This window comes from Vibrio jasicida CAIM 1864 = LMG 25398 (genome assembly GCF_000400365.1).
GTDB lineage: Bacteria > Pseudomonadota > Gammaproteobacteria > Enterobacterales > Vibrionaceae > Vibrio > Vibrio jasicida.
Genome location: NZ_BAOG01000044.1, coordinates 11360 through 37080, shown reverse-complemented (window position 1 = coordinate 37080; position 25721 = coordinate 11360). Strand labels below are relative to the sequence as shown.

Here is a 25721-nt window from a genome sequence, read left to right as displayed (position 1 = left end):
CCCCATCAACATTTGCGTGAATTAACTCTGCACAGAGTCCGTTTCTATTCTTCTTAGCAGCTCGTTCGCTTTTTTCATCGCTCTTCTTGCACTTGTCGACTTCCGTTTGTTCAAGAGGATGTCTGAGAATTGCAGGTACTTATCCGCTGTTTGAAATCTTAAGTCGTTAATATCTTGAAATCCCGTCGGAAAGTTTTCAGAAAATAGGTCAATATCTTTAACCAATTTGTCGAGATTGACGGTTGTTCTCGCTTGCTTCAAACGGTAGTAGAGCCCTTCAAATTCTTCTTGATAGAGTAAGCGAGCAGCATCGGCCGGGAATGGCAATGGATTTTGACTGTCTTTTGCTGTCTCAAAGAGTTTCATTTCTAAAACTGCATCTTTCATCGCATTACTGATTGCGATGTTTTGTCGGTGCTCATCAGAATCGGCAAAAAAGGTATTTCCAACTTTGATTAAAGTAACAAGTGCGGCTGCATCTCTTAGCTGTAACGCTTCATTTAAGTGCTGGCCAAAGACCTCGCTTGCAAGTGAACTTGGTACAAACGGGTACTCTTGATGAATTTGATGTAATTCTTGTTTGAGGTCATAAATTGACTTGGAGCCTTCAATTTGGGTGTAGCTTGATTTCTCTAACTGGCTGTTAATTTGCCTCGCGATAGAAAGTAACGTTGAATGCTTACTCGATTGAATATCCAGTGCAAGCACTTCAATTTTATGGGAGTCAGGATAGTAGACTTTAGCTTGTTGAAGAATTTCCTCAATCTGGTCGTAATTGGGATAAGTACTAACATCAGAGTTAAGTACATCATCAATCTTTGATTCGTAAGCACCAAGTAGGTAGGGCTTATACAGCCTTAAAAAGCCCGCTTTGATCACCGGATGCAGATCATGTTGTGAATCGATAAGAGATTTCGTGTTTTCTGGCGCGGTATCGAGTAGTGCTTGTGCTGAACTAATATGCTTTGTTTGCTGGTTTAATGCAGCCTCAAGTTGAGTGAGCTGGTCTTGTTGATCTTGATATACCAACCCTAAAAGCGTTGCGACGACAAGCGATGCTGCGACACTTGTATAAACTGGCCATCTCGTTTTGTTTATGTGCTGTTTAAGGAGTTCTGCACTAAGGTCCGCTGGTGCGAGTCCTTTATTTAGCACTTTCGAGAATAAAGACCATTTCGTGAATGGGAAATGAGCGGGCTTAGTGACGCGAACATTTTTCTTTAGTGCTTCGTCAACCGGTGTGCGTGCGTAAGGGTGTTTACAACTCAATAATTCATAGGTAATGCAACAAAGAGCAAAAATATCATCTCTAAACTGAGGATCGTTTCCTGAGAGAATATCAAGTGAAGCGTAGTTTGGCGTAAACCCCAGAGTATCACTTTCTTGGGTTTTACGTTTAGCGGCATATTGGTCGTGCTTTAACTGTTGAGTTTTGGATACACCAAAGTCTAGAAGTTTAACTTTTCCTTCTGAGGTAAGAATGATGTTCGCAGGCTTAAGATCGGCATGAACCACGCCTAGAGAGTGGGCATACGCGAGAGCATCCAGAGTCTCATTTAAAATAGACAGCGCGGCCTTAAATTTAAGACCATCAGGGCGAGAGCGCTGAATCAGAGTTTCTAAAGTTTCACCATCCACATACTCCATGACGAGAAAATACACGTCGCCATCAACGCCAAAGTCGTAAACACGAATTATGTTAGGATGGCTGAGTTTTTGAGTTTGCTGTGCTTCTCGAATCAACATTCGTGCGGTTTCAGGTTGGGAAGAGAACTCCTCCTGAAGAATTTTTAATGCGACGTAAGGTTTATCAGTCCCTGATGACTCAAGGATTTTATCTTTTGCCAAGTAAACATCGCACAACCCGCCGTGCCCAATAAGCGATTCAATTTCATAGCGACTCTTGATGGTTTCACCAACTAAAGACTGCGATGTTGAAGGTTCTCTTTGATTGCATGAAGTATTGTCTATTTTATTATCTAGAGAATAAGTGTTTTGATTTTGAGACATTTTTGTATTTGTCTCATTATTTAATTGGGCGGAGCCTTCATAATTTGAGTCAACAATCTTATCAACTGTATTTTCTCTTTTTTGAGTCTTTACAATTTTTGTTTTATCACCGCTCGTATCTTTATTTATAGAATTGTTTTTACTTTGGTCTTCCATCACAGAGGCTCCGTATAAATGATGGTGAAAATATATAGTCTAATAACTCATGAAAAATGATGACTTTTTGATTTCTCGGTCAAGCTAACATCGGTTTTTTGACGCGTGTAAATTGAAGTGTCAAAAATTTGAACCTCGTTGTATATTTTGTTCTGAGTAAAAATACCTGATTGCTTTGCTAGAAAATTAATTCATTATTCCGTTCTTGAAATATAAATATTATTTTATGGGTCGATAATAACTTAATTGTTAATAAATAAACGATCTAAACATAAAGAATGAAACACAAATATTAAGCAGTCCCTTTGGCGAGGTTTACATGACGTTGGTTTTAACCATAACGAGTTTTCATAAGTTCACTCCTGAGATAGAAGGCGAGTTCATCTTTGACGCAAGCGGCGAACACGAAAAAATTTCCTTTGGCCGCTCTGAACAATGTGACTGGACACTTCCCGATCCAGAAAGAGTCATTTCAGGTAAGCATGGTGAAATTATCAAGTTTGGTGACAAGTATTTGATCAAAGACTTATCGACCAACGGTACATTCGTGAACAACTCAGTCAGTCCAATCGGACAGGGCAATGAAATCGCTCTAGCTCATGATGATGTGGTGACCCTCGGCGATTATCAAATTCAGGTTAGCGTTCAGGAGAAGTGTTTAGAACAGGTGCCAGTTCAAAGTGTTGAATCAAATGAATCCTTTAACGAAGGCGCTAGCAGTAATTTCAATCATAGTGACTTTGGCATAAGCGCTTCTGAACTCTTAGAGGACAGTGTTTCCAATGAGTATCAGTTAGATATTGGCTTAATGGATGACTTTATTGAGCCCTCGATTCCTCCTCAGCAAGAACAAGATATATCACGTCTCGTCACAGAAGAACCGAACAAAACTCCCCAAAAACTGAGTGCCAGTAATGAGGCTGACGCGTTCATTCGCGGATTGGGTATTAGTCCGAATATGGTACCTGACGAGCAGAGAGAGATGTGGTTTCAGCAGCTAGGAGAGTCTTTTTCTTTAATGCTTACAGGATTAATGGAGACTTTACACAATCGAGCTGAATTCAAACAGACTAATCGCTTAAATCATACCGCATTTAGAAAATCTGAGAATAATCCACTCAAATTCTCGGCCAATTTAGAAGACGCTATGCATAATCTTTATAACCGGAAAACAGCGAGTTTTATGCCGCCTGATTCGGCAATAAAAGAGGCATTTAAGGATATTGAAAACCATGAACAAGCATTAATGCAAGGTGTGAATGGTACGGTAATAAGTGTTATGTCATTAGTTGATCCATCTTTAATATATTCTGAGTCACTTTCTAGTGATAGTTTGTTTAATAAAGTGATTCCGACAAGAAAGTATTATAAAAGTTGGAAAAGGTTCGAGGTCATTTATAACCAACTAACCAACGACGTTGTTAATAAAGAGAACCTTTTTTATTTAGATGACTTTGCCAAGCATTATGAAAACGCTCTAAGACGTGATAGTTAAGGTCTAATTATGAAATTAGTTAAAAGAATAGTATTACTGATATTAACAGTGACTCTCATTGGGTGTTCAGCGGCAAACTTAGTGGTTGACCCTTATGCGGATTTAGAAATAACGGCGAGCCATAATATCAATCCAGATTCTAATGGGAGGCCGTCACCAGTTGTTATATATATTTTCGAACTTACATCACCAACGGTATTTGAAAGTCAGGACTTTTTCTCAATATACGAAAGCTATGACAAAGTTCTGGGCCCCGATTTAGTCAACAAATTTGAGATATCCCTAACGCCAGGTCAAAAGGAGGTTTACCAAGCCAGTATGTCTCCCCAGACAGAGTATCTCGGCTTAGTGGCTGCGTTTCGAGACATCGAAAACTCGAATTGGAGGCAAGTGATCGAAGTTGAAAAGACAGGTTACAACACCTATCAAATCCACTTAGAAGACCTGTCTTTGTTCGTGAAATAATCTTGGTGACTATTCAATGACACACTTTTCCCATACCGCTTGGTGTGAGGGGATGTTTTTGCGTCCTCAACATTTCCAGCAAAGTGAACGAGCAACTGCTCACGAATACAAAGGGCTAGTTCACTTACAGCACGCATACAATTGGGGCGTATCATCGAGCCTAATCAATTCTACCGCTTTAAAAGAAGGGGTTATTGAGATAGAAAAGATCGATGCGATCCTGCCAGACATGACTCTCGTTCAATGGAAAAAAGGTGATGCGAGCATAACGCCGTTATTCGTAAAAAAAGGCACCCATCAAACGTTGGTCAAAATCGTTGTTCCGGCGTTTAGCTTAAAACAACGATTGGTCTCTGATAAAAGTGAGGAATTGGTTTCACGTTATCTTCTAAAAGATTTGGATGTTGTCGATGTTTTAACTGGGGAAGATGAAGAGTGCATTCAAGTAACCGCGATTAATCTAGAGCTAGCAGCAAGTAATGAGCAGCAGTCTGGCTTTATTGAATTGCCGATTTTCAAAATCAAAGAAGTATCCGATGAAGGGGCAGTCATTCTTGATGAAGAATACATCCCACCACACATAAATATTCTGAATAGTGCTGTTATAACCACATGTTTACGTAACGTACTTGCAATGACAAAGATCCGTGCAGACGTTGTGTCTCAGCGTTTGGTTCAGGGTAAGGCGGCTTCCGCTTCTGCGGTCGATTTTATTATGCTGCAGATGTTGAACCGCTATGAAGTGACTTTACGTCACTTTTCCGAACTAGAACAGGTACACCCTTTAGATTTAGTAGCACTACTGCATGGTTATATCGGTGAGTTATCGACGTTTTCGAGTAAGAACAAACGTGTTCCGGAACTAAGAAAATACGATCACTTCGATCTTTCCAGTGTGTTTCATGAGATTAATCAGATACTCAGCCAGTACTTAAGTGTCGTTTTAGACCAAACGGCGAATAAGTTACCACTTGAAATACGTCAATATGGCATCCAAGTGACACCTCTGCCAGATAAACGCTTACTGGAGTCTTGCCAGTTTGTACTCGCGGTTAAGGCTGATACAACCACCGATGAAATACGACGCTTAGTGCCTGCTCAGCTTAAGTTAGGGCCTGCAGAGCAAATACGCGATCTCATTAACAATCAAATCAACGGTATCAGTGTTGCGCCTTTGAGTGTTGTTCCAAGACAAATACCTTATCAAACGGGCTATGTGTACTTCGAGGTTGTGAAAAAGGGACCGTTCTGGATGAGGCTGCGAGAAAGTGGCGGCATCGCGCTACAACTTTCTGGTCACTTCCCGAATGCTGACATTGAACTTTGGAGCATTAGCCAATAACAGGCTTCGTCATTATGGAACAAACGATAATCAAACCCACACCGGGTGGGCGACCAAATTTAAAACAACCAGACGTAAAGCCAGTAGATAGCACGGTTGTGATCTCTAAAAGCCCTGAGATCGTTAATAACGACTCAGTCGTTGCTTTTGGACTCAACCCAATTTTGGCTGAAGCCAACGGTATCTTATCAATGGTAGGGCAAATTCGATCAACGGCCTCACATTCGGATGTGTTGTTTCTCAAGGAAACACTCGCACAGAAACTGAGAGACTACGAAAACCGACTGCGCCAACATAACGTTGAATTAGAAACCATTGATACAGCACGGTACTGTTTATGTTGCTCAATTGATGAGGCGGTATTGAATACCCATTGGGGAAGCCAATCTACATGGAGTCATGATTCTTTATTGAGTTCATTTTATTCGAGCAGTCAGGGTGGAGAAGCCTTTTTCAAACATCTTGATAATGCACTGTCTCAGCCAGAGTCGCAGCTCGATTTGTTAGAGTTGATGTATGTTTGCTTGTCGCTTGGTTTTGTCGGGCAATACCGTTTAGAGAAAAATGGCTTAGAAAATCATCGACGTCTTAGAAAGCAAATCATGAGCATTCTTAAGTCCTATGGGCGTGGTACTGCAAAAGAAATGAGTGCCAATATTGATAAGCGCACGCTTACAGGTTCCCAAATGTCAGAACGAGCACCATTGTGGGTTGTATGCTCGGTTACCTCGGCAATTTTGGTGTGCGTTTTTATGTACCTTAGCTATGACTTGAATAGTGCTTCCAATCGAACGTTTTCGAATTTGGTTAATTTGATCCAGCCGGATAGGCAAGTCTCGTCAGCGGAGCTTGAGTCGAAGGTTCAACCTGTGGCGGATCGTATCTCTATGTATCTTGCGACGGAAATGAATAAAGGATTGGTTACGGTAGAAGCGTTACCCGACCGCGTAAGAATATCGTTGAAAGCGCAAGACTTATTTGAGTCAGGAAGTGCAGATGTTGTTGCTTACATACAACCCGTTGTTTCCAAAATAGCACGTACTCTTGAAGCGACAGAAGGCAAAATTCTTGTTACCGGCCATACGGATGATAACCCTATCTTCACCAGTAAATATCCTTCTAATTGGCATCTATCTTTGGCAAGAGCCACTGCCATGTCAGACCAGTTGATTGCAAATAGTGGGCTGGAAGGAAGAGTGCTACCTGAAGGGTTAGGTGATGCGAGACCTTTGGTGGAAAACACCAGTTCTGACAATAGAGCGTTGAACCGTCGTATCGAAATTGACTTGATTGTCGCAAACTAGGAAAAGTGAGAGATATGAGTATCCGAGAAGTAGGCAGAGTCTTCACTCAGCGCTGGTTTATCGGCCTTATTGGCGTTGCGGCGTGTTCCATTTTTATTTGGGCGGTCGGTCCTTTAATTATTGTCGCTGGCTATGAGCCACTAAAGACAGATTTCCAACGCTTAGTCACAATTCTTATCTTGGTGTTTGTTTGGGGAGTATTCAACCTGACCAAGCAGCATAAACAGAAAGTGAAAGAGGATGAAAGTATCCAGACTTTGCTTGAACTTGATAGTCAATCAGACAAAGAAGCTGCCACCGAAGTTGATTTAATGCGTGATCGTATAGAGCAAGCGATCAAGATTGTCACTAAAACCCATAAAGGTAAACGTAGCCTATATGACTTACCGTGGTATGTACTAATCGGTCCTCCGGGTACTGGAAAAACCACGATTTTGAAGCAGTCTGGGCTGGAATTCCCGTTAGCTAACTCTACAGGGTCAGATTCGGTCGCGGGTGTGGGGGGAACACGACATTGTGATTGGTGGTTTGCGAACAAAGCCGTATTGATTGATACCGCTGGTCGTTACACTACTCAAGATAGCCAAGAGAAAGTGGACTCAAAAGCATGGCATGGCTTTCTGGGGTTATTGAAAAAATACCGTACACAAAGACCAATCAACGGCGCAATTGTCACGGTCAGTTTAGCAAGTGTCATGTCTCAAACTCGTACTGAACGAAGTCTTCATGCCAGAGCCATTAAATCTCGTTTACAAGAGCTTAAAAACCAACTTGGTATGCAATTCCCAATTTATGTCTTGTTGACGAAAATGGATCTCGTTGCTGGCTTTAATGAGTATTTCTCGGATTTGAGTAAAGAAGAACGTGACGATTTGTTTGGTTTTATGTTCCCTCAAGAATGCGATGATGAACGCGGAGTGATTTCTCTGTTTAACCGAGAGTTCCATCATATGTTGGAACGTCTAGATGCACGGATGTTACGCATTCTCGAAACAGAAGACGATCTCGATAAGCGAGCGCTAATATTTGAGTTTCCGAAACAGTTACGAGTATTACAGGCCAACTTAGACGAATTTCTAGCCGAGATCTTTTCACAAAACAGCTTTGAGGAACCTGCCTTAATTCGAGGTGTTTTCATGGTTAGCTCGGTTCAAGAGGGGGCGCCTATGAATCGATTGATGAGTGAATCTACAAATGGGCTGGGATTGGGCAATTTGCCATTAACCTCACACAGTACCGGCTCACATAGTTTTTTTGTTAAGAGTCTATTTGACCGTGTGATTTTCAAAGAACAATTGTTAGGGACGGTGAATCGTCATTACCAAAGAAAGTCCGGTTGGCTCCATAAAGGGGTATACATCGGCTGTACGATTACGCTCGTGGGAGCCACTGTTGCTTGGGCCACAAGTTATCAATGGAATAAAGAACTTATTAGAGAGACTAATCGTCAGACTGGCCATGTTAACGCCATGATTGGTGCCGACAGTCTGGATTTCGAATCAGATATTATCAGTGCTGTGGAAACGCTAGATCGTATTATGACATTACCTCTTGGAAAGCAGAGCCAGTACGGAGAGAGCGACACCATTAAAAAATTTGGTCTTTATCAGGGGGACAAAGTTTCTCAAGCCGCGAATAGCGCTTACATTGCAGCCTTGGCCCAACATTTTTCCCCAATGGTGACTCGCAGCTTAGTCAATGAGATGGAGAGCAACCAGGCACATCGACAATATCTCTATGAAACTCTAAAAACTTACCTAATGCTGTTTAACCCTGATAAATATCAGCAAGAAGAAGTGCTAGCGTGGTTTCGTTTTTATTTTGAACACCAATATCCAGGAGTGCTTAATGAGGCGTTAAGAGGGCGCCTTATGGTTCATACACAACATCTGCTGGAGAGTAATGAACGCGGTCTTGTTTTTCAAGATGATGTTGTTGCTAGTGCAAGGGACATATTAACTGAGATGTCATTGCCAGAACGTGCATACCAAAGAATGAAAATTCAGTTTTCAAAGAGCCATGTACCGTCATTTCGTTTAACTGATGTCCTCGGTCCGAAGGGACTGGAGCAATTCGAGCGTATCAGCGGAAAACCTTTGTCTCAGGGTATTTCAGGCTTTTATACCTACAACGGCTTTCATAGTATTTTTCAAATTCAAATCAACCGAACGGTGAAAGGGTTGATGGAAGAAAATTGGGTCTATGGTGATGACTTACAAGCTCACGAGATAGATCATGCGAGCGCTATTGAAGGTGTACAAAACAGGTATTACCAAGATTATGTCAATGAATGGAAGGATTTGATTCAAGACATTCAATTAAAGCAAGCGCCCAACTTAGAGTTTGCCTCTGAACAAGCAAGAGTCTTAGCTGGCGTAGAAAGGCCTATTGAATCTTTATTGCGTGCGATTCAGAAGGAAGTTGGACTGACGAAGGTTGTATTGTCTGACAATCAAAAAGCCGCTTCTGAGGTCGCTGGTAAAGTAGCAAAAGTTAAGTTCTCTAATACCGCAGATAAGCTAGATATGTATTTACCTGAAGAAAACACCTTTAATGTCGCTTTACCGGGTAAACAAGTAGAACAGCATTTTACAGCTGTGCTCCGTTTGGGTGAGCAGGATTATGCTGATATTCAGCAGGCCATGATTAATTTAAGGTCGTACTTGTCAGATTTATCGAGCTCTGGAAACAATCAAAAAATAGCGTACAAGAGCATTTTGGATGGCACAGTAACACAGGATGTGGCGTCGTCATTTGAACGAGCACAAGAGTTATTGCCTAAACCGTTTAATCAATGGCTAGGAGAATTGTCTCAGGAATCGGTTAAGTTTGCAGAAAGCGGATCTAAGGATCACCTTAATCAATTGTGGTTAACGCAAGTCATTAAACCTTATCGTAGTTCAATCGCTGGTCGTTATCCATTTGTTCCAAATGCGGCAAAAGAAGTGAGGTTAAAAGACTTTAAGCGTTTCTTTGGGTATGGCGGGACACTGGACTCATTCTTCAACGAGTATTTAGAACCTTTCGTTGATACTTCCTCAAGACGTTGGACATTTGAGAAAGAGATTGGCGTTCGACAGGAAACATTGGTGGTATTTCAACGGGCTAAGCGAATCAGGCAAACGTTTTTTGAATCCGATAATTCATTACGTGTCGATTTTGGAATGAAGCCAGTCTATCTCGACCAGCATATTACGCGTTTTGTGCTGGAGTTAGGAACTCAAGATCTCGTCTATAAACACGGGCCAGCAAGAGCGAAAGCGCTAAGTTGGCCAGCAGGTCAAGATCAAACTCGAATCGTGTTTACACCTCCTGAATCCAATCGCGAAATTGCGCATACCTATGAAGGTGAATGGGGAATCTTTAAGCTTTTAGATCAGTCGCTTAAAGCAAGGCCTGAATCAAGAAAAGACAATATCGTGATGATTGACCTAAAAGGGAACAAGGTACAGTTAGAGCTTATCCCGACAAGTGCTATTAATCCGTTTTGGTCGAATGAGATGGAGAGATTCCGATGTCCGCAAACCTTATAAGTCCAAGCTGGGGTTATGTTGGCAAAATGCCAGTGAAAGGTGATTTTGTTAAGCATGGATTGCCACAATCTTTTACCAATCGTTGGCATGATTGGCAGCAAGCGATTATTGCGGTCAGTCGAGAGCAGCTTGGTGAACAGTGGGACGAGTGTTTTCTTACGTCACCAGTGTGGAACTTTGCTCTAGATGTCAGCTATATGGAAGAGGCGACTTACATCGGTAGCATGATACCAAGTGTTGATGCTTCTGGACGCTACTTCTTTTTTACTGTTGCTCGCGCGGTAAAAGGAGATGCGACACAGTATTGGTCGAACAATGGTTGGGGGAGAGATAGTCAAGATCTAGCACTCGCTGTTCTTGACGACGCTTTCGTTTTTGATGCATGGACACAAAATTTGAATCAGCCTAGCGACACGCTTTCTAAAATTGACATTGAAGTCTCACCGATATCCGAAATGTATCGAAGTGAGCTCTCAACGGTGTTTTCCCAAAACGAAGCTTTGACATCAACTGCATTGCTTAGTGCGTTAATAAAACAGCAAAACAAAGCGCCTTGCTTTTGGTGGACAGAGGGATCGTCCAAGGTTGAACCGTGTATGTTTGTAAGTTCAGGGCTCCCTTCTATAGGGCAGTTCTCGGCAATGTTAGACGGCCAATGGCACAAGTGGAATTGGTAGGAATAATAATGGATTGGAACTATTTTACCTTTGCCAAAACACATCCTGGAAAGGTGAGGCCGCACAACGAAGACGCTTTGCTTGATATGTCTGATCATGGTGTTTGGGTCGTCGCTGACGGGATGGGGGGGCACAGTGCTGGCGATATCGCAAGTCAGATGCTGGTCGATCGTATCGCGCGTTATGTAAAAGATTCAGACTCGTTTGGAATCGATGAACTAAGATATGTGGTCCAGCAAGCAAACCGAGAAATTTACCATTATGCACAAGCCCAGTTAGAAGGGAAAACAATGGGAACCACACTCGTTTTGCTGTTAGTGCAAGACGGTTATTACCATTGTTTATGGGTTGGTGATAGTCGTATTTATCAATTAAGAGCGAGTACTTTCTCACAAAGAACACGTGATCACAGCCAAGTGATGGATTTGGTTGAGCAGGGGCTACTCGCATTTGAAGACGCAGAGTCTCATCCGCTTGCAAATGTGATAACTCGTGCGGTGGGAGTAGATGAAGAAGTGACCATAGATCAAATCTCTGGACAGCTCGCGGACGGTGACCAGTTCCTGCTATGTAGTGATGGCTTATCTAAAGAACTGACCAACGAAGAAATGCACAAAACCTTGTATGCAGATTCTGTCAATCAAGCTGGATTAGCCCTCATGCATTCAGCCTTAGTGCGTGGCGCGAGTGACAATGTCACGTGTGCGTTGGTGAAAGTGTGTAAAGCAGAGAATGAAATTGAATTGCCACGACACGAAGACGCGACGATTCCAGTCTTCTTAAGAGGAAGGTCGCATGAGTGATATGTTTGATTGGTACGATGTAGCTCTTGAGCCTATCTCTGAGGAAAATCCAACTGGAATCGATCCTCGCGAAGATGTCTCCCCCCAGTCGGCTTACTATCGTTTAAAAGATCATAGAATGGCGGCACGTAATGCAGAGCGAAATGCCATCATCGAAGAGGAAAGCATCCTTACTCATACCAACTTATGGCGTGTATTTGTTGATGAGGTTCCTGACATTCTCGCTTCACAATCTAAAGACTTGGAATTCGTAGCTTGGCTTATTGAAGCATTAACTCGAATTCATGGCTTTCGTGGATTAGGCCTTGGATACCAATTGGCAACGACTTACATCGAAAAGTACTGGGATCAATTGTACCCAATGCCGGATGAAGATGGCATGGAAACCCGAACTTCCTCGATCATCGGACTAAATGGCATTGATAATGAAGGTACATTGATTTTTCCAATTGCCTCGGTGCCGCTAACAGATGTGGGTATAGAACAAGCATATGCATTCTGGGAGTACCAGCAAGCTGTTGAGCTAGAACGGTTAGATGAAGACAAGCGTCGTTCAAAAGTTGACCAAGGTGCAGTGGAGATGTCGAAAATTGCAGAAACCGTAAAAGCCACGTCGGATGAATTTTACCAGCAACTGATTGGTGATTTGGAATTTGCAATGATTGCTTTCAGTCAGTTCAGCGAAAAACTTGATGAAGCGGTTGGTGACGTCACCCCAAGTTCTTACATATCAAAAAAATTAGATTCAATACACTCGGCGCTTAAGCATTTGTTAGGTAGCCGATTTAAGACGCCTAAAGTAGTTGCAGAACTAAATGAATATGACGGTGAAATCGAAGTGCAAGAACAGTCTTCACCTCTCCAACCACAAGCACTACTAACAACTAATATGCAGTCTCGTGAGCAAGCCATTGAACAATTGCAACAGGTTGCTGACTTCTTTAGAGAGAGTGAGCCACATTCACCAGTTTCTTACTCCATCGAACAGATTATTCGTTGGTGTGGAATGCCTCTGCCTGAATTATTGGCGGAATTGATATCCGACGGGGATGCAAAGAAAAGTTATTTCCGTTTAGTTGGCATAGCAGAACAAAATGAAAATTAAGAAAGGGAGAACGGTATGACGAGTATCCACTCGAAACTGTCACGAGTGAGGAAGCCTCGTGTTCACATTACTTATGATGTTGAAACCGAAGGGACAACGCTAAAAAAAGAGCTTCCTTTTGTTGTCGGTGTAATGGGTGATTTTGCAGGCCAAAATACAGAAGCTTTGAAACCACTTAAAGACCGTCGTTTTATTCAGATCGATCGTGACAACTTTGATGATGTGCTTAAAAAGATGAGCCCATCAGTAAAGTTTAAAGTCGCGAACAAATTAGCAAACGATGATTCTCAATTCGAGGTCGATTTAAGTTTCAAATCGATGCAAGATTTTGAACCTGCGGCGATTGTGAATCAAGTGGATCCGTTGCGTCAGTTAATGGAAACGCGTAACAAACTCCGTGATTTAATGACGAAAGTCGACCGTTCTGAGGAGCTAGAAAACATTCTAGAGGATGTTCTGAACAACACTGAGAACCTTACTAAACTAGCGGGTGAGCTCAAACTTAGTGAGCCTGTTCCTTCAGATAATCCAGAAGGAGCTCAGTAATGACTACACAAGTTGAAAAGCAACTAGATCCAACAGTTAGCCAGCAAGCGTCTTCATTTTTGGAACAAGCGATCGGAGCGACGAAGCAGACAGAATCCTCTCGAGCGCAAGAGCTGATAAAAACGCTGGCAGAAGAAGCGATGAAAGGCACTGTAACTTGGAATAAGAACTTAACAGTGACATTCCGTGAAGCCATTAATTTGCTAGACCAGCAAATCTCAGAGCAATTGTCTGAAGTTATGCATCACCCTGAGTTACAAAAACTAGAGGGCTCTTGGCGTGGTCTCAATTACTTAGTGATGAACTCTGATACGAGCTCTACCTTAAAGGTTCGTATGATCAGTATTACTAAGAAAGAGCTTCATAAAGACTTGAGTAAAGCTGTAGAGTTCGACCAAAGCCAAATCTTTAAGAAGGTCTATGAGTCTGAGTTCGGTAGTGCCGGCGGTGAACCATACGGCGCTTTGATTGGTGACTATGAATTTACTAACCATCCAGAAGACATTGAATCACTTCGTTTAATGTCGAATGTGGCCGCTTCAGGTTTCTCTCCATTCTTGTCCGCCGCTTCACCAGCTTTGTTTGGTTTTGATGAGTGGACAGAGCTTTCGAAGCCACGTGATTTAGATAAAGTTTTTGAATCTCTTGAATACGCACAATGGCGTTCATTCCGAGAGAGTGCGGACTCACGCTTTGTAAGCTTAACCATGCCCAAAGTATTAGCTCGTTTACCTTATGGTCAAGCGACTTCTCCGGTGGAAGAGTTTGGTTTCGAGGAGTTTGAAGTCGACTCAGTTTCAGGTATCGCGACTAATGCTGAGCATAATGATTACTGTTGGATGAACTCTTCTTACGTGTTGGGGGCAAAGCTTACAGACGCGTTTTCTAAATATGGTTTCTGTACTGCCATTCGTGGTGCTGAAGGGGGAGGTCGAGTGGATAACTTACCGACACACTTCTTCATGAGTGATGATGGCGATCCTGATATGAAATGCCCAACTGAAATTGGCATTACAGACCGACGTGAAGCGGAACTAGGTAAACTTGGTTTCCTACCATTGTGTCACTACAAAAACACCAATTATGCGGTGTTCTTCGGTGCTCAAACTTGCCAAAAAGCAGCCAACCATGATTCGCCGGATGCCACTGCTAATGCGGCTATTTCTGCTCGCCTACCTTATATGATGGCAACTTCCCGTTTCGCGCATTATTTGAAAGTCATGGCCCGTGACAAAATTGGCAGCTTCATGGAGGCTGAGGACGTGGAATCGTGGCTAAACCGCTGGATCCTAAGTTACGTCAATGCTTCTGAGGGTGGTGGTCAAGAGATCAGAGCAAAATATCCGTTGGCAGATGCTCGTGTTCAAGTCAAAGAGATTCCTGGTGCACCAGGTTCATACAATGCTGTGGCTTGGTTGAAACCTTGGTTACAAATGGAAGAGCTCACCACATCACTTCGTTTGGTGGCAAAAATCCCGCAATCGGGTGGTTAAGCACGTTGTGGTTGGCTGTCTTGGCCAACCACACTTTCTAGCGGAATAGGCTACATGCGCAAACATACGTCATTAAATTTCTTAGACCCAAGTGAATTGAAGCACGAATTTAGTCCCCTTGGGTGTGCGGAACTTGATAGCCATTGGATGAATAAATTTATCGATTCAATGGATTCACTACATTCGGCAAAAGTATGGTTGGAAGGTACTAAAAGTTCAAACATGGAGAGTTTTCGACATAGCCTGATGAGTGCTATAGATGAGATCGATGAGCTACTCGAAAAACAACTCAATGAGATAATCCATCATTGTGCTTTCCAGAAGCTAGAGCGCAGTTGGATCGGCCTTCGCTATTTATGTGCTCAGGTCGATGGGCAATCATCAGAAGAAGTTAAGGTGAAGCTCCTTTCAGTAACATGGGACGAAATCAGTAAAGACGCATTAAAAGCGATCGAATTTGATCAGTCTGCATTGTTTAAACTTCTGTATCAAAACGAATATGGAACACCTGGTGGAGAGCCTTTTGGGTTAGTCATTGGTGATTACGAGCTTCGTCACGACCCTGTTACTAACCATTTTGATCGTGATTTATCTGTATTGAGTAAGGTATCTCAATCAGCGGCTGCAGCATTTAGCCCTTTTATATTGTCAGCGACACCGGGTGTTTTTGGGGTGAATCGTTTTTCTGAGCTTTCAGCGATTGGTGATATTTCGACTCAATTTGAACAAGTGGAATATGGGAAGTGGCGAAGGCTACGAGAATCAGAAGAGTCGAAATTTATCGGCATCACTGCACCAAATGTCTTGTTTCGCCAGCCGCATGGCAGCGATGGAACACGAGCGGAAAGTTTTCAGTTTGAAGAGAGAATTGACGACTCAGAAACACAACTTTTATGGGGAAGCGCAGCATATAGCTTCGGTGCCATTGCAATAAGAACGTATCAGGAACACGGTTGGTTTACTCACATGAGAGGAATAAAAAAAGGCGACTATACTCAAGGCCTTGTCCTCGCTCCAACGCGTAGTCAGATTCAGTTTAATGTGAAAAATTCACGTGATAGAAGCCCTTTAAACGTAAAGCTTTCTGAGTCACGAGAGCAGGTTTTAGCAGATAACGGTTTCATGTCACTTACCCCTGTACCGGAAACAGACATGATTGGGATGACATCGAATGTTTCTCTACATGAACCACAGCGCTACCAAGAAGCGCACATCAGCGTAAACGCGAAATTATCATCGATGTTGCAGTATACCCTCTGTGTATCTCGAATTGCTCATTACATCAAAGTGATGGGACGGGACAAGATTGGTAGTTACCAAGATTCGTCTGCAATACAACGAGATTTTCAGCATTGGTTACACCAATACACGACTGCTTCTGATGAAGCGTCCGATGAGCTTAGGGCTAAGTACCCCCTGAACGAGGCAAGTATCGCGGTGAAAGAAAAGCGTGATGCGCCGGGGCATTATTATTCGGTGATTCATTTACGTCCTCATTTTCAACTCGATCAAATGGTATCGGCGATCAAATTAATAACGGAGTTATCACCAGAAAAGGTGGTGTAAGGAATCAAAATGACAAAATGGAAAAGCGCGTTAGCAGAAGGCAAGTTAACAGAAGCACTAGAAGTACTCATCGAGAATATAAAAGCTTCTCCTAAAGATGCAACTCTTCGTAGTTCTTTCATCGAGCTTCTTTGTATTGACGGTAATTTTGAACGGGCGGACGAACAGTTGATGCAAGCGATTAAACTGTTCCCAGAATATCTTTCTGGAGCCAGTCAACTACGTCACCTCGTTAAAGCAGCTCAAGCCCGTAAGGATTTTTTTCATGGAGCAGCAACGGCTCAGTTTGTCAGTGACCATGAAGGGCTGAATAGGTTATTGATTGAATTCAACTTAGCACTAAAAAATAATGACCAACGTAATGCCTACAACTTAGCGTCTGAGATAGAGCAACAACGCGTCAAAAAATCATTTAGTCAGGGCGGTAATATTTATGATGACGTTCGAGACATAGATGATCAATTGGGTGGATACATAGAGCTCTTTTCGACTGCAGGCAATTACTTCCTTGTGCCTATCGCCAATGTGAAACAGCTTGAACTAAAAACACCATCTTCACTATTAGAGACGATTTGGCGTCCCGTTGAATTCGATATAGAAGGTCTAGGTGAAGGCGAGGGTCATACGCCTTTGACTTACATTGGTTCTCAAACCGATGCCCAAAAACTAGGTAGAGAAACGGATTGGCAACAAGTTGCAGAGCAAGAGTTATTCGTTGGGTTGGGTCAAAAGTGCTGGTTAGTGGGTGAAACTGCACTTCCTCTCTTTGATTTGAAATTACTTGAAGAAACCGTATTAAAAGCTTAGAGGTCGCGATGGCTTTAGAGGCGTCATTACTGGACAAACTAATCGACTCAGATCCGAATGTTCGTGAAGAGAAAGACTTTCCAGCAAGTTCTCAGTCCTTACTTAATAACTTATTAAGGGATGTTGAAGCCATGCTGAATAGTCGAATTGGTTGGCGTGAACTTCCTGATGATCTTTTAGAAGTTCGAGACTCCATTTTAAACTACGGTCTGCCAGACTTTTCTTCAATGCCATACAGCAGCCAAGAAGGGCAAAATCAGCTTTGTGAAATTGTCTGCGATGCAATAAAGGAGTTTGAACCGCGTCTAGAGTCTCCTTTGGTGAGTATTTTAGGTGAGAAAAGCGCCACAGATCGAACGCTGAGGTTAAAAATCACCGCAACCTGCCTAATTGGAAGCAATACCCACGAAGTCACATTTAACTCAGAAGTTGAACCGGTGAGCCTTGGTATGAAATTGAGTAGAACAAAATGAGTGAAGAGTTTCTAAAGTACTACAATCGCGAGTTGGCTTACTTACGCCATAAAGGACAGGAGTTCGGTGAGCAGTACCCTAAGATCGCGTCTCGTTTGAGAATAAGTGAAGAACAAGTCGAGGATCCTCATGTAGAGCGACTTCTTGAGGGGTGCGCATTTTTAACTGCGAGAATTCGCCAAAGTTTAGACAACAGCTACCCTCAATTCACAGAATCACTGCTGGGGCAACTCTACCCAGATTTTCACGCGCCAATTCCTTCCATGTCGATTGTGAAAATGACGTGCTCGGAATCCACCAATGCCTATTTTGATGTTGTCTCTGGTGAACGTGTTGTCATCGGCGCTCCAAGATTTAAAGAATGTGAATTTAGAACATGCTATGAAACGCGAATGTACCCATTACGCGTAAATGATTGCTCATTTGAAAATGCGCCTGTGAAACCTATGGGGTCTCGATGGGAGCAAGTGGCAAACTCGATGCTTAACGTTCAACTTCATGCCAATGATAGTGAAAGTGCAATTAACCTAATGGGCATCGACACCTTGAGGTTTTACCTCAATGGCCAACCTCAACTTACACAGAAGTTGTATCAAATGTTATTCCAAAATCTTGTTGGATTGTCGGTATCCGTTCAAGGGAAAGAAGTCGCATCGTATACGAAAAGGCATCTGAAATCTGTGGGGTTCTCGGATTCGGATAAAGTTGTGCCCTATGGCAAAAGAAGCTTCTCAGCGTCAAGAATGTTGGTTGAATACTTACACTTCCCAGAAAAATTTATGTTCTTTGACCTGATTGATTTAGAACTCAATAAACTTGATTTAGGCGAATCGATAAGCCTCTGTTTTTTCTTTGACTCCACAGACGACTGGTTACCGAAACAAGTCGACAACGAAAGCCTAATGCTCGGCTGTACTCCAGTCATTAACCTCTTTCAAAGTACCATGGAACCTAAACGTTTACTGCCATCTGAGTACGATTACCATTTGTCGCCTCAATACCAAGAAGCAGAGAGTAATGAAGTTGTTTCGATTACCAATGTGACGTTGAGAAACTGGAATAAGACTTATGAAAATTTGCCTTGCTATTATGCCGGTGAACATACGCACTACATGGGTAATAGTGACATTTATTGGTTAATGAGGCGAGAGGACAAAAACTGGGCTGGTGGATACGACGAACCCGGGCGAGAAACGTATCTGTCTTTTGTGGATAAAAAACATCAACTCTTTACTCCAGAGAGCCGTGAAAATTGGCTTATGTACGTACAAGCGGAGTGTTGCAATCGGAACCTGCCGCAAAAACTTCCGTTTGGTGGTGGTTTACCAGAAGTATCATTACCTGACGTTAACGATAACTTTGAGTCAGTACGTTGTTTGGTGTCTTTATCTGAAACAGTGAGGCCTGAAATGGATGAAAGTACGCGGTGGCAACTGACCAAGCTACTCACACTGAATCATTTCACACAAGACGATGGACTGGCAGTGCTCAAACAGACCCTGAACCTATATGCTTTTTCTGGTACGGCAGAAACAAAGGCTCTGATTGATGCGCTTGTGAAACTCGAGTTTGAAAAAGTGGCCGGGAGAGTGAGCGAGCAAGGGAAAATGGGGTTTGCCCATGGTGTTAAATTGATTCTTACTGTATCAGACCAAATCCTCCTTAAAGAGCAAATATTCTTTTTAGGCTGTGTGTTATCAGTCTATCTCTCTCAGTACGCTGAAGTGAATATTTTTACTCAACTAGAAGTTAAGTTGAAGTCGACAGGTAAACGCTTTTATCAATGGCCATCGCTTACCGGCGATAAGGTTCTGCTATGAAGACTGAAGACTTTTATCGTCAATTGAAACAGCGTTCGTTGTTTGAAGCGTTACACTTGATTGAACAAGAAGTACTTCGAGTTGAGGCACAGTTAGGTTCCGATGCGCTACCTAGAGACGAAAAGATATCGATTAAGGTCAATCCTGCGTTAGGTTATGAGAATTCTCAGTTGTGTGCTGTGAAAGCGCTCAGCCAGAGCAAATTAAGGTTAGAGACAAACTTAATCGGATTAACGGGTGAGCAAGGTGTTTTGCCACAGCATTACAGCGAACTTGCATTGAATCGTCAAAAAGAAGGAGACAACGCAATGGTCGATTTCTATGACATTTTTAATCATCGGTTACTGTCTCTTTACTACCGTAGTTGGCAACTGACTCAACTTACTTCACAGGTTACTGCTCATTCGGTAGGACGACGATCGCCTCTTTGTAGCATGTTAGAGTCGGTGACAGGGCAAACCCAGCATCTTGCTAATCATTTTGCAGGGGTGTTTGCTTCATCGAATCGTAGTAAAAGTGCACTTAAAGGAATGCTCGAAAGCCTCTCAGGATGTGATGTCCGCTTACATGAATTTCAGGGGCAATGGTTGCACCTCACGGGAGAAGACCAAACTCGACTGGTTTCTCAAAGCATGCCGGAAGGTCAATTCGCTCAATTAGGCAGTGGTGCTTCAGTAGGATCTAAAGCTTGGAACATCAATGCGGGCGTGACAATTGAATTCTTCCCAAACACGACGAAACAAGTGAAGCAACTCTTACCTAATACACCTTGTGTGCATACGATGAAATCTATAACACACGATTTTCTTGGTAAGCATAAGCGCGTTAAATGGAAGTTAACGACTCAACATAAATACCTTCCTCAGGTTTGTATCTCAAAACAAGTCGGTCAATTGGGCATTGGTTCTGTATTGACGAAGCATAAGCGTACAAAAGACCGCAGAATAACAATTACCATTTAAAGGATTCACAATGGCTTTATTATCACTATCAGCGTTGGTTGAGAGGCTATCTCCGCATGCAAGAGAAACGTTAGAGCATGCTGCCGCAATGGCCAGCTCTCGTACTCATCATAGTATTGAAATGACGCACTGGTTAATTAGTATTATCCAACATCCGTCTGGGATATACGCGGACGCCTTTCGTAGCCAAAATATCGATGCTAGCCGAGTGGAGTCACAGTTGCTCGAACAGTTAGAAAAGTATCGAACAGGCTGCGATTCGGTCCCTGGGTTGTCTGAACATACCGTTACCATCATGCAAAATGCAATGATGATTACGACGATTGAATTTAATCAAGAGCAATTGAGTTGTATCCATTTATTAAGAGCTTACTTAACGGATGATACTTTGGTTGCAATGTTGAATCAGCCTAGCTCAGAATTAATGAAAATTGATGTAAACACATTGTTGGATGTTAATGAATCTGAATCAAAGCATCTCGCCTCTAACGAAGGGATTAGTAAGAGCAAAAACGCTGCACTTCACCAATTTACTGTTGACCTTACAGAGCAAGCAAAATTAGGGAAAATCGATCCCGTTGTCGGTCGAGATGACGAAATCCGTTTAATGATCGATATTTTGCTACGCCGCAGACAAAATAATCCAATCTTGACAGGTGAAGCTGGCGTCGGAAAAACTGCCGTTGTCGAAGGATTGGCGCAAAAAATTATCGATGGTGATGTTCCCTCTGCATTAATGAACGTTTCAATAAAATCGTTAGATATGGCACTACTGCAAGCAGGCGCGGGCATGAAAGGTGAATTTGAAAACCGATTAAAGAATGTGATTAAAGAAGTTAATCAATCGGAAACACCTATCATACTTTTCATTGATGAAGCCCATGGTTTGATTGGTGGTGGAGCGCAAGCAGGTCAAGGCGACGCGGCAAATATTTTGAAACCGGCGTTGGCCCGTGGCGAGCTTAGGACAATAGCGGCGACAACATGGGCGGAATATAAAAAGTATTTCGAGAAAGATGCAGCACTAACTCGACGTTTTCAAGTCGTTAAGATCGATGAACCTATGCCAGAAATTGCAATTGCAATGTTGCGAGGGTTGTTGGACGTGATGTCGAAACACCATGACGTGTATATCACAAATAAAGCTTTGGAAGCTGCTGTTCAACTTTCTGCACGATACATAAATGGTCGTCAATTGCCTGACAAGGCAGTTTCTGTTCTTGATACCGCATGCTCTCGTGTTGCTCTAAGCCAATCATCCACGCCAGGAACATTGGATAGTAAACGAAAAGATCTTCAAATAAGAGAGTTGGAACTTGACCAACTGTACAAAGAGTCTCAATTCGGTTCGGCGAATGACCATAAAATTTCTGATATTAAAGAAAAAATTAATGTTCTACATGGTGAGATTCTTGAATTAGAAGAAATTTGGCAAAAAGAAAAACAATGGGTCGATGAAGCAAAACTAATACGGCATAAGATTCAACTTCAGGAAGGTGAAGCTAATGAAGAAGACAAGAATCGTTTAGTAAGTATTGAGAAAGACTTAAGCTCAAACTCTCAACCTCTTGTCTTTTCACACGTTAGCGAAGCCTTAATTGCCGAGGTGATCTCAGATTGGACTGGTATCCCTTTAGGAAAACTGCAAGATGATGACATCAAAGCGGTTCTTACACTAAAAGAGACACTAAGTCATAGAGTGGTAGGGCAAGATCACGCACTCGAAGTCATGTCAGAGGTTATCAAAACTGCGAGCGCGCAACTCACTGATGAATCGAAACCTAATGGCGTTTTTCTGCTTACAGGCCCAAGTGGAGTCGGTAAGACAGAATCTGCGCTGGCGATAGCGGAAAAAGTGTATGGTAGCGAAGATAATGTTACGACAATCAATATGTCTGAGTTTAAAGAAGAACATAAAGTCTCTCTATTGTTAGGTTCACCTCCTGGTTATGTCGGTTATGGTGAGGGCGGGGTTCTCACAGAAGCGGTAAGACGTAGACCTTATAGTGTTATTTTATTGGATGAGATGGAAAAAGCGCACGCGGGTGTGCAAGACATTTTCTATCAGGTTTTCGATAAGGGCATGATCAAAGATGGTGAAGGAAGAGATATCGATTTTAAAAACACCATTATCATTATGACTGCCAATACAGGAACGGAGACGACAATGTCTCTATTTGAAGACCCTGAGTTAGCCCCAGAACCAACAGCTTTAAAAGAGGCGCTACGGGAGGATCTTCTGGGTGATTTTAAACCTGCGTTTTTAGGGCGAGTCAACGTACTTCCATATCTGCCGTTAAATAAAGAAGTATTAAGTAATATTGCTTCTTTAAAATTACAGAAAATATCCGACAGAATTCAAAGAAACTACAATGCCAAATTAACGTTTAGTGATTCATTAATAAATGATATAGTTAATAATAGCAATGAGTCAGGGAGTGGTGCTAGGGTAATACAAACTACGATTGAAAATACGCTGTTACCAAAAATTTCCCATGAGATATTGAGTTCTATTCTTAATGGTAAGACATTTGAGGAAATTAACGTTAATGGAGAAATTAAATCACTTAACGTCTCACTTATTTAACAGCGGTTTCAATGTAAAAATAAATTGAGACTCGCTTCATATTAACTTTATTTTTTGGAAAATAGTGCTTAATTAAATTCAAATTAAACGATATAAAAGAGCGTATTTAAAATAAAGTTTTTGATACATAAGTCATTAATTATCAATACCGATTTGATGATTAAATAACTACGCAATATGTCAATTATTAATGCTATAGGAGATTAGCATGCAGTCTAACACGTATCTTAAATATGCAGATATTAAAGGTGAAGCAACTGCTGAGCAGTACAAGGATCTAATTACACTACTATCTGTAGATTGGAGTGTTGGTCGTGAAATTTCATCATTCACAGGTACCGCAATGGACCGTGAAGCTAGCGCGACTCGCTTGTACGATTTAACTATCACCAAATTGCAAGATCGTTCATCACCAGATCTATTTAAAGAAGCAACGATTGGTAAAGGTAAACCTGCGGTATTCCATATTACTAAGCAGGGTGAAAAAGTAGAAGAAATCATGAAAATCGAACTTACTGATGCAATGATTTCTAATTACTCTGTTTCAATTCAAGATGATCGCCCGATTGAAACAATCACTATTTCATACACTGAAATGATGATGACAGTGACACCTACTGATGATAAGAACAATACATCAGCACCATTAGTATACGGTTACAGCGGTGTTAAAGGTCAACAAATGTAATTAATTTGCGGGGATCCTTTCCCCGCATTTTTTAAGAAGTGTACAATGAAAAAAGCAACTCAAGACAATAACTTCATTAGAATTTTTACACCATTTGGTGAGGATGCAATAATTCTGAATTCCTTCGAGTATAAAGAGGCTGCTTCAGAGCTTTTTTCATTGCATGCTTACGCTTATTTTAATGGGCAACAAGCTGAGTTAAATCAGATTATAGGCAAAGAAGTGACGATCAGTATGGATAATCATTCATTGGTATCGTTACAACCTAGATATTTTCATGGCGTAGTTTCTAGGGCTAAACTGTCTGGGACTCGAGTTTCGACTGTTGATAGGGGTGAGCAATATAAAAATATAGAGTTGATAATCGAACCAAAGTTATGCTTCTCAAATTATCGGACAAATTGCAGAATATTTCAGTATAGAGATGTGAAAGAGATCGTATCAGAAATTCTTGCTGAGCATGAAATTACCTTCAGTTTTAGGCTTACTAAAGCTTACACCAAATACACATATAAAGTGCAATACGAAGAATCTGATTTGGCCTTTGTAAGGCGAATTTTGGCGGAGGAAGGTATCGCGTTCTGTTTTTTACATTCCGATTCAGATCATGTCATAGAATTTTTTGACGATATCAGTTACTACACCCCTTCGGCAGAATTTATTGTAGAGCACTCAACTGGTAGCGCAGCATCTAGCCATATCTTCTCATGGAATGAAACTCAGTCCCTCACGACAAAAAGCAGTCATTTGTCCGGTTTCAATATGTTGAAGCCAAGCTCTTATCCGAAGCACTCTGCTAACGGGTCAACCAACTTCTTCACCGTTCCAGTCAGTGAGCATTACGAGTATTTGGCGGAGACTGAAACCAATGACCAATTCGCATTAAGAAACATGCATAACATCGAGTCATTGCAACAAAATGTTTATCAATGCATGGGGGAAACGAGTTGTCGATCATTTGCGGTTGGAACGTGTTTTAAGTTCAAAAAACATGAAGATAAAAGTCGAATTGGTAAAGAGTATGTGCTGTCTTCTGTCTCCGTTTCAGCTTCGGTATTCAATCAGACAGGTCAGGGTGGTACCGCCAACCAAGGCGTGAGAGTTGCTTTTTATTGTGTTGATTCAAAAACGATATTGCGTCCATTAGCTAGGCTTGGAAAACCACAAGTTCGAGGCCTTCAAACGGCCATAGTGACAGGAAACAAAGAAGGTGAAATCTACATAGATAAGCATGGGCGAATCAAAGTTCAGTTCCACTGGGATCGTCAAGGAGAGTATGACGCAAACAGTTCATGTTGGATACGTGTTGCTCAGACAGTAGCAGGAAATGGTTGGGGGAGTGCTTTTCATCCTAGAGTAGGACAAGAGGTTATTGTTGACTTCGTTAACGGTGATCCAGACCAACCTATCGTCACGGGTTCTTTGTATAACGGTAACCAAGGAACACCGTTTAGCTTGCCGGATCAAGCATCCCAAAGTGGTTACAAATCTCGATCAGTGCAGAAAGGTGGCAGCAATTTTAACGAATTACGTTTTGACGACAAACCTGGTGAAGAGCACGTCTATTTACACGCCGAAAAATTATTTCAAATGTTGGTAGAAGATTGCGCGGAAATTACCGTTGAAAATAACAAAACGGAAACCGTGACCAACAATGTAACGCAGGACATCGGCCAAAACTCGACGCTTAACGTTGGAAAAAATCATAAAACTGACGTTGGTGAGGCCTTGTCGGTTTGCGCTGGGAAGAGTATCGAAATTAAAGTTGGCGGAGCGTCGATACAAATGTCTAGCTCTGGGGACATCAATATTAAAGGAAATAAGATCTCGATCAACGGCTCCACTATCGGTCTGAAAGCTGGCCAAATATCTTTGAACTAGGGAGAAAG

Annotated in this window: 19 protein-coding genes; 18 read left to right on the top strand and 1 reads right to left on the bottom strand. The window is 42.0% G+C overall.

Translation table 11 applies throughout. The annotated features are described in order from the left end of the window. Positions 1 to 21: 21 nt before the first annotated feature. Entirely contained in the window at positions 22 to 2166 is a 2145-nt protein-coding gene (locus VJL_RS12935) for a serine/threonine-protein kinase (protein ID WP_038878456.1), read from the bottom strand. 319 nt (positions 2167 to 2485) lie between these two features. On the opposite strand from VJL_RS12935, the gene tagH reads away from it, so the two are divergent. The 18 genes from tagH to tssI all read left to right on the top strand — a co-directional run bounded on the left by tagH (position 2486) and on the right by tssI (position 25713). Continuing rightward, entirely contained in the window at positions 2486 to 3661 is a 1176-nt protein-coding gene (gene tagH / locus VJL_RS12930) for a type VI secretion system-associated FHA domain protein TagH (RefSeq protein ID WP_038878454.1), read from the top strand. 9 nt (positions 3662 to 3670) lie between these two features. Then, on the top strand, positions 3671 to 4126 hold the full coding sequence (gene tssJ / locus VJL_RS12925; RefSeq protein ID WP_038867710.1) for a type VI secretion system lipoprotein TssJ: 456 nt from the start codon (positions 3671 to 3673) through the stop codon (positions 4124 to 4126). A gap of 16 nt (positions 4127 to 4142) precedes the next feature. Beyond that, positions 4143 to 5468: a type VI secretion system baseplate subunit TssK gene (tssK, locus tag VJL_RS12920; RefSeq protein ID WP_081634958.1), complete on the top strand. Its 1326-nt coding sequence runs from the start codon at positions 4143 to 4145 to the stop codon at positions 5466 to 5468. Between the two features lie 14 nt (positions 5469 to 5482). After that, positions 5483 to 6772, top strand: coding sequence for a type VI secretion system protein TssL, long form (tssL, locus tag VJL_RS12915; RefSeq protein ID WP_038867707.1), 1290 nt, complete (start codon positions 5483 to 5485; stop codon positions 6770 to 6772). 14 nt (positions 6773 to 6786) lie between these two features. Further along, positions 6787 to 10305: a type VI secretion system membrane subunit TssM gene (gene tssM / locus VJL_RS12910; RefSeq protein ID WP_038878448.1), complete on the top strand. Its 3519-nt coding sequence runs from the start codon at positions 6787 to 6789 to the stop codon at positions 10303 to 10305. Next, positions 10287 to 10982 carry a type VI secretion system-associated protein TagF gene (gene tagF, locus VJL_RS12905; RefSeq protein WP_038867703.1) on the top strand — a complete coding sequence of 232 codons (696 nt, stop codon included), beginning with the start codon at positions 10287 to 10289 and terminating at the stop codon, positions 10980 to 10982. Before tssM ends, tagF begins: the two co-directional genes overlap by 19 nt. A gap of 8 nt (positions 10983 to 10990) precedes the next feature. Continuing rightward, positions 10991 to 11785, top strand: coding sequence for a PP2C family protein-serine/threonine phosphatase (locus VJL_RS12900; protein WP_038878445.1), 795 nt, complete (start codon positions 10991 to 10993; stop codon positions 11783 to 11785). Further along, positions 11778 to 12890, top strand: a complete 1113-nt coding sequence (gene tssA, locus VJL_RS12895; RefSeq protein WP_038867699.1) for a type VI secretion system protein TssA — start codon at positions 11778 to 11780, stop codon at positions 12888 to 12890. The genes VJL_RS12900 and tssA overlap by 8 nt, the downstream gene beginning before the upstream one ends. A 15-nt stretch (positions 12891 to 12905) precedes the next feature. After that, the gene (gene tssB, locus VJL_RS12890) at positions 12906 to 13436 is read left to right on the top strand and encodes a type VI secretion system contractile sheath small subunit (protein ID WP_038878444.1); all 531 of its coding nucleotides are present in this window, start codon (positions 12906 to 12908) and stop codon (positions 13434 to 13436) included. After that, positions 13436 to 14929, top strand: coding sequence for a type VI secretion system contractile sheath large subunit (gene tssC / locus VJL_RS12885; RefSeq protein ID WP_038867695.1), 1494 nt, complete (start codon positions 13436 to 13438; stop codon positions 14927 to 14929). Before tssB ends, tssC (VJL_RS12885) begins: the two co-directional genes overlap by 1 nt. A 54-nt stretch (positions 14930 to 14983) precedes the next feature. Then, positions 14984 to 16495, top strand: coding sequence for a type VI secretion system contractile sheath large subunit (gene tssC, locus VJL_RS12880; RefSeq protein WP_038878441.1), 1512 nt, complete (start codon positions 14984 to 14986; stop codon positions 16493 to 16495). 9 nt (positions 16496 to 16504) lie between these two features. After that, entirely contained in the window at positions 16505 to 17302 is a 798-nt protein-coding gene (locus tag VJL_RS12875; protein ID WP_038878436.1) for a type VI secretion system accessory protein TagJ, read from the top strand. An 8-nt stretch (positions 17303 to 17310) separates the two neighbouring features. Further along, positions 17311 to 17775, top strand: coding sequence for a type VI secretion system baseplate subunit TssE (gene tssE, locus VJL_RS12870; RefSeq protein WP_038867691.1), 465 nt, complete (start codon positions 17311 to 17313; stop codon positions 17773 to 17775). Continuing rightward, positions 17772 to 19595 carry a type VI secretion system baseplate subunit TssF gene (gene tssF / locus VJL_RS12865; RefSeq protein ID WP_038878433.1) on the top strand — a complete coding sequence of 608 codons (1824 nt, stop codon included), beginning with the start codon at positions 17772 to 17774 and terminating at the stop codon, positions 19593 to 19595. Before tssE ends, tssF begins: the two co-directional genes overlap by 4 nt. Then, the gene (gene tssG / locus VJL_RS12860) at positions 19592 to 20557 is read left to right on the top strand and encodes a type VI secretion system baseplate subunit TssG (RefSeq protein ID WP_038878430.1); all 966 of its coding nucleotides are present in this window, start codon (positions 19592 to 19594) and stop codon (positions 20555 to 20557) included. The genes tssF and tssG overlap by 4 nt, the downstream gene beginning before the upstream one ends. A gap of 10 nt (positions 20558 to 20567) precedes the next feature. After that, on the top strand, positions 20568 to 23144 hold the full coding sequence (gene tssH / locus VJL_RS12855) for a type VI secretion system ATPase TssH (protein WP_038867687.1): 2577 nt from the start codon (positions 20568 to 20570) through the stop codon (positions 23142 to 23144). A gap of 208 nt (positions 23145 to 23352) precedes the next feature. Continuing rightward, positions 23353 to 23832: an Hcp family type VI secretion system effector gene (locus tag VJL_RS12850; RefSeq protein ID WP_038867685.1), complete on the top strand. Its 480-nt coding sequence runs from the start codon at positions 23353 to 23355 to the stop codon at positions 23830 to 23832. Between the two features lie 45 nt (positions 23833 to 23877). Further along, positions 23878 to 25713, top strand: a complete 1836-nt coding sequence (gene tssI / locus VJL_RS12845) for a type VI secretion system tip protein TssI/VgrG (protein WP_038878428.1) — start codon at positions 23878 to 23880, stop codon at positions 25711 to 25713. Positions 25714 to 25721: the final 8 nt, after the last annotated feature.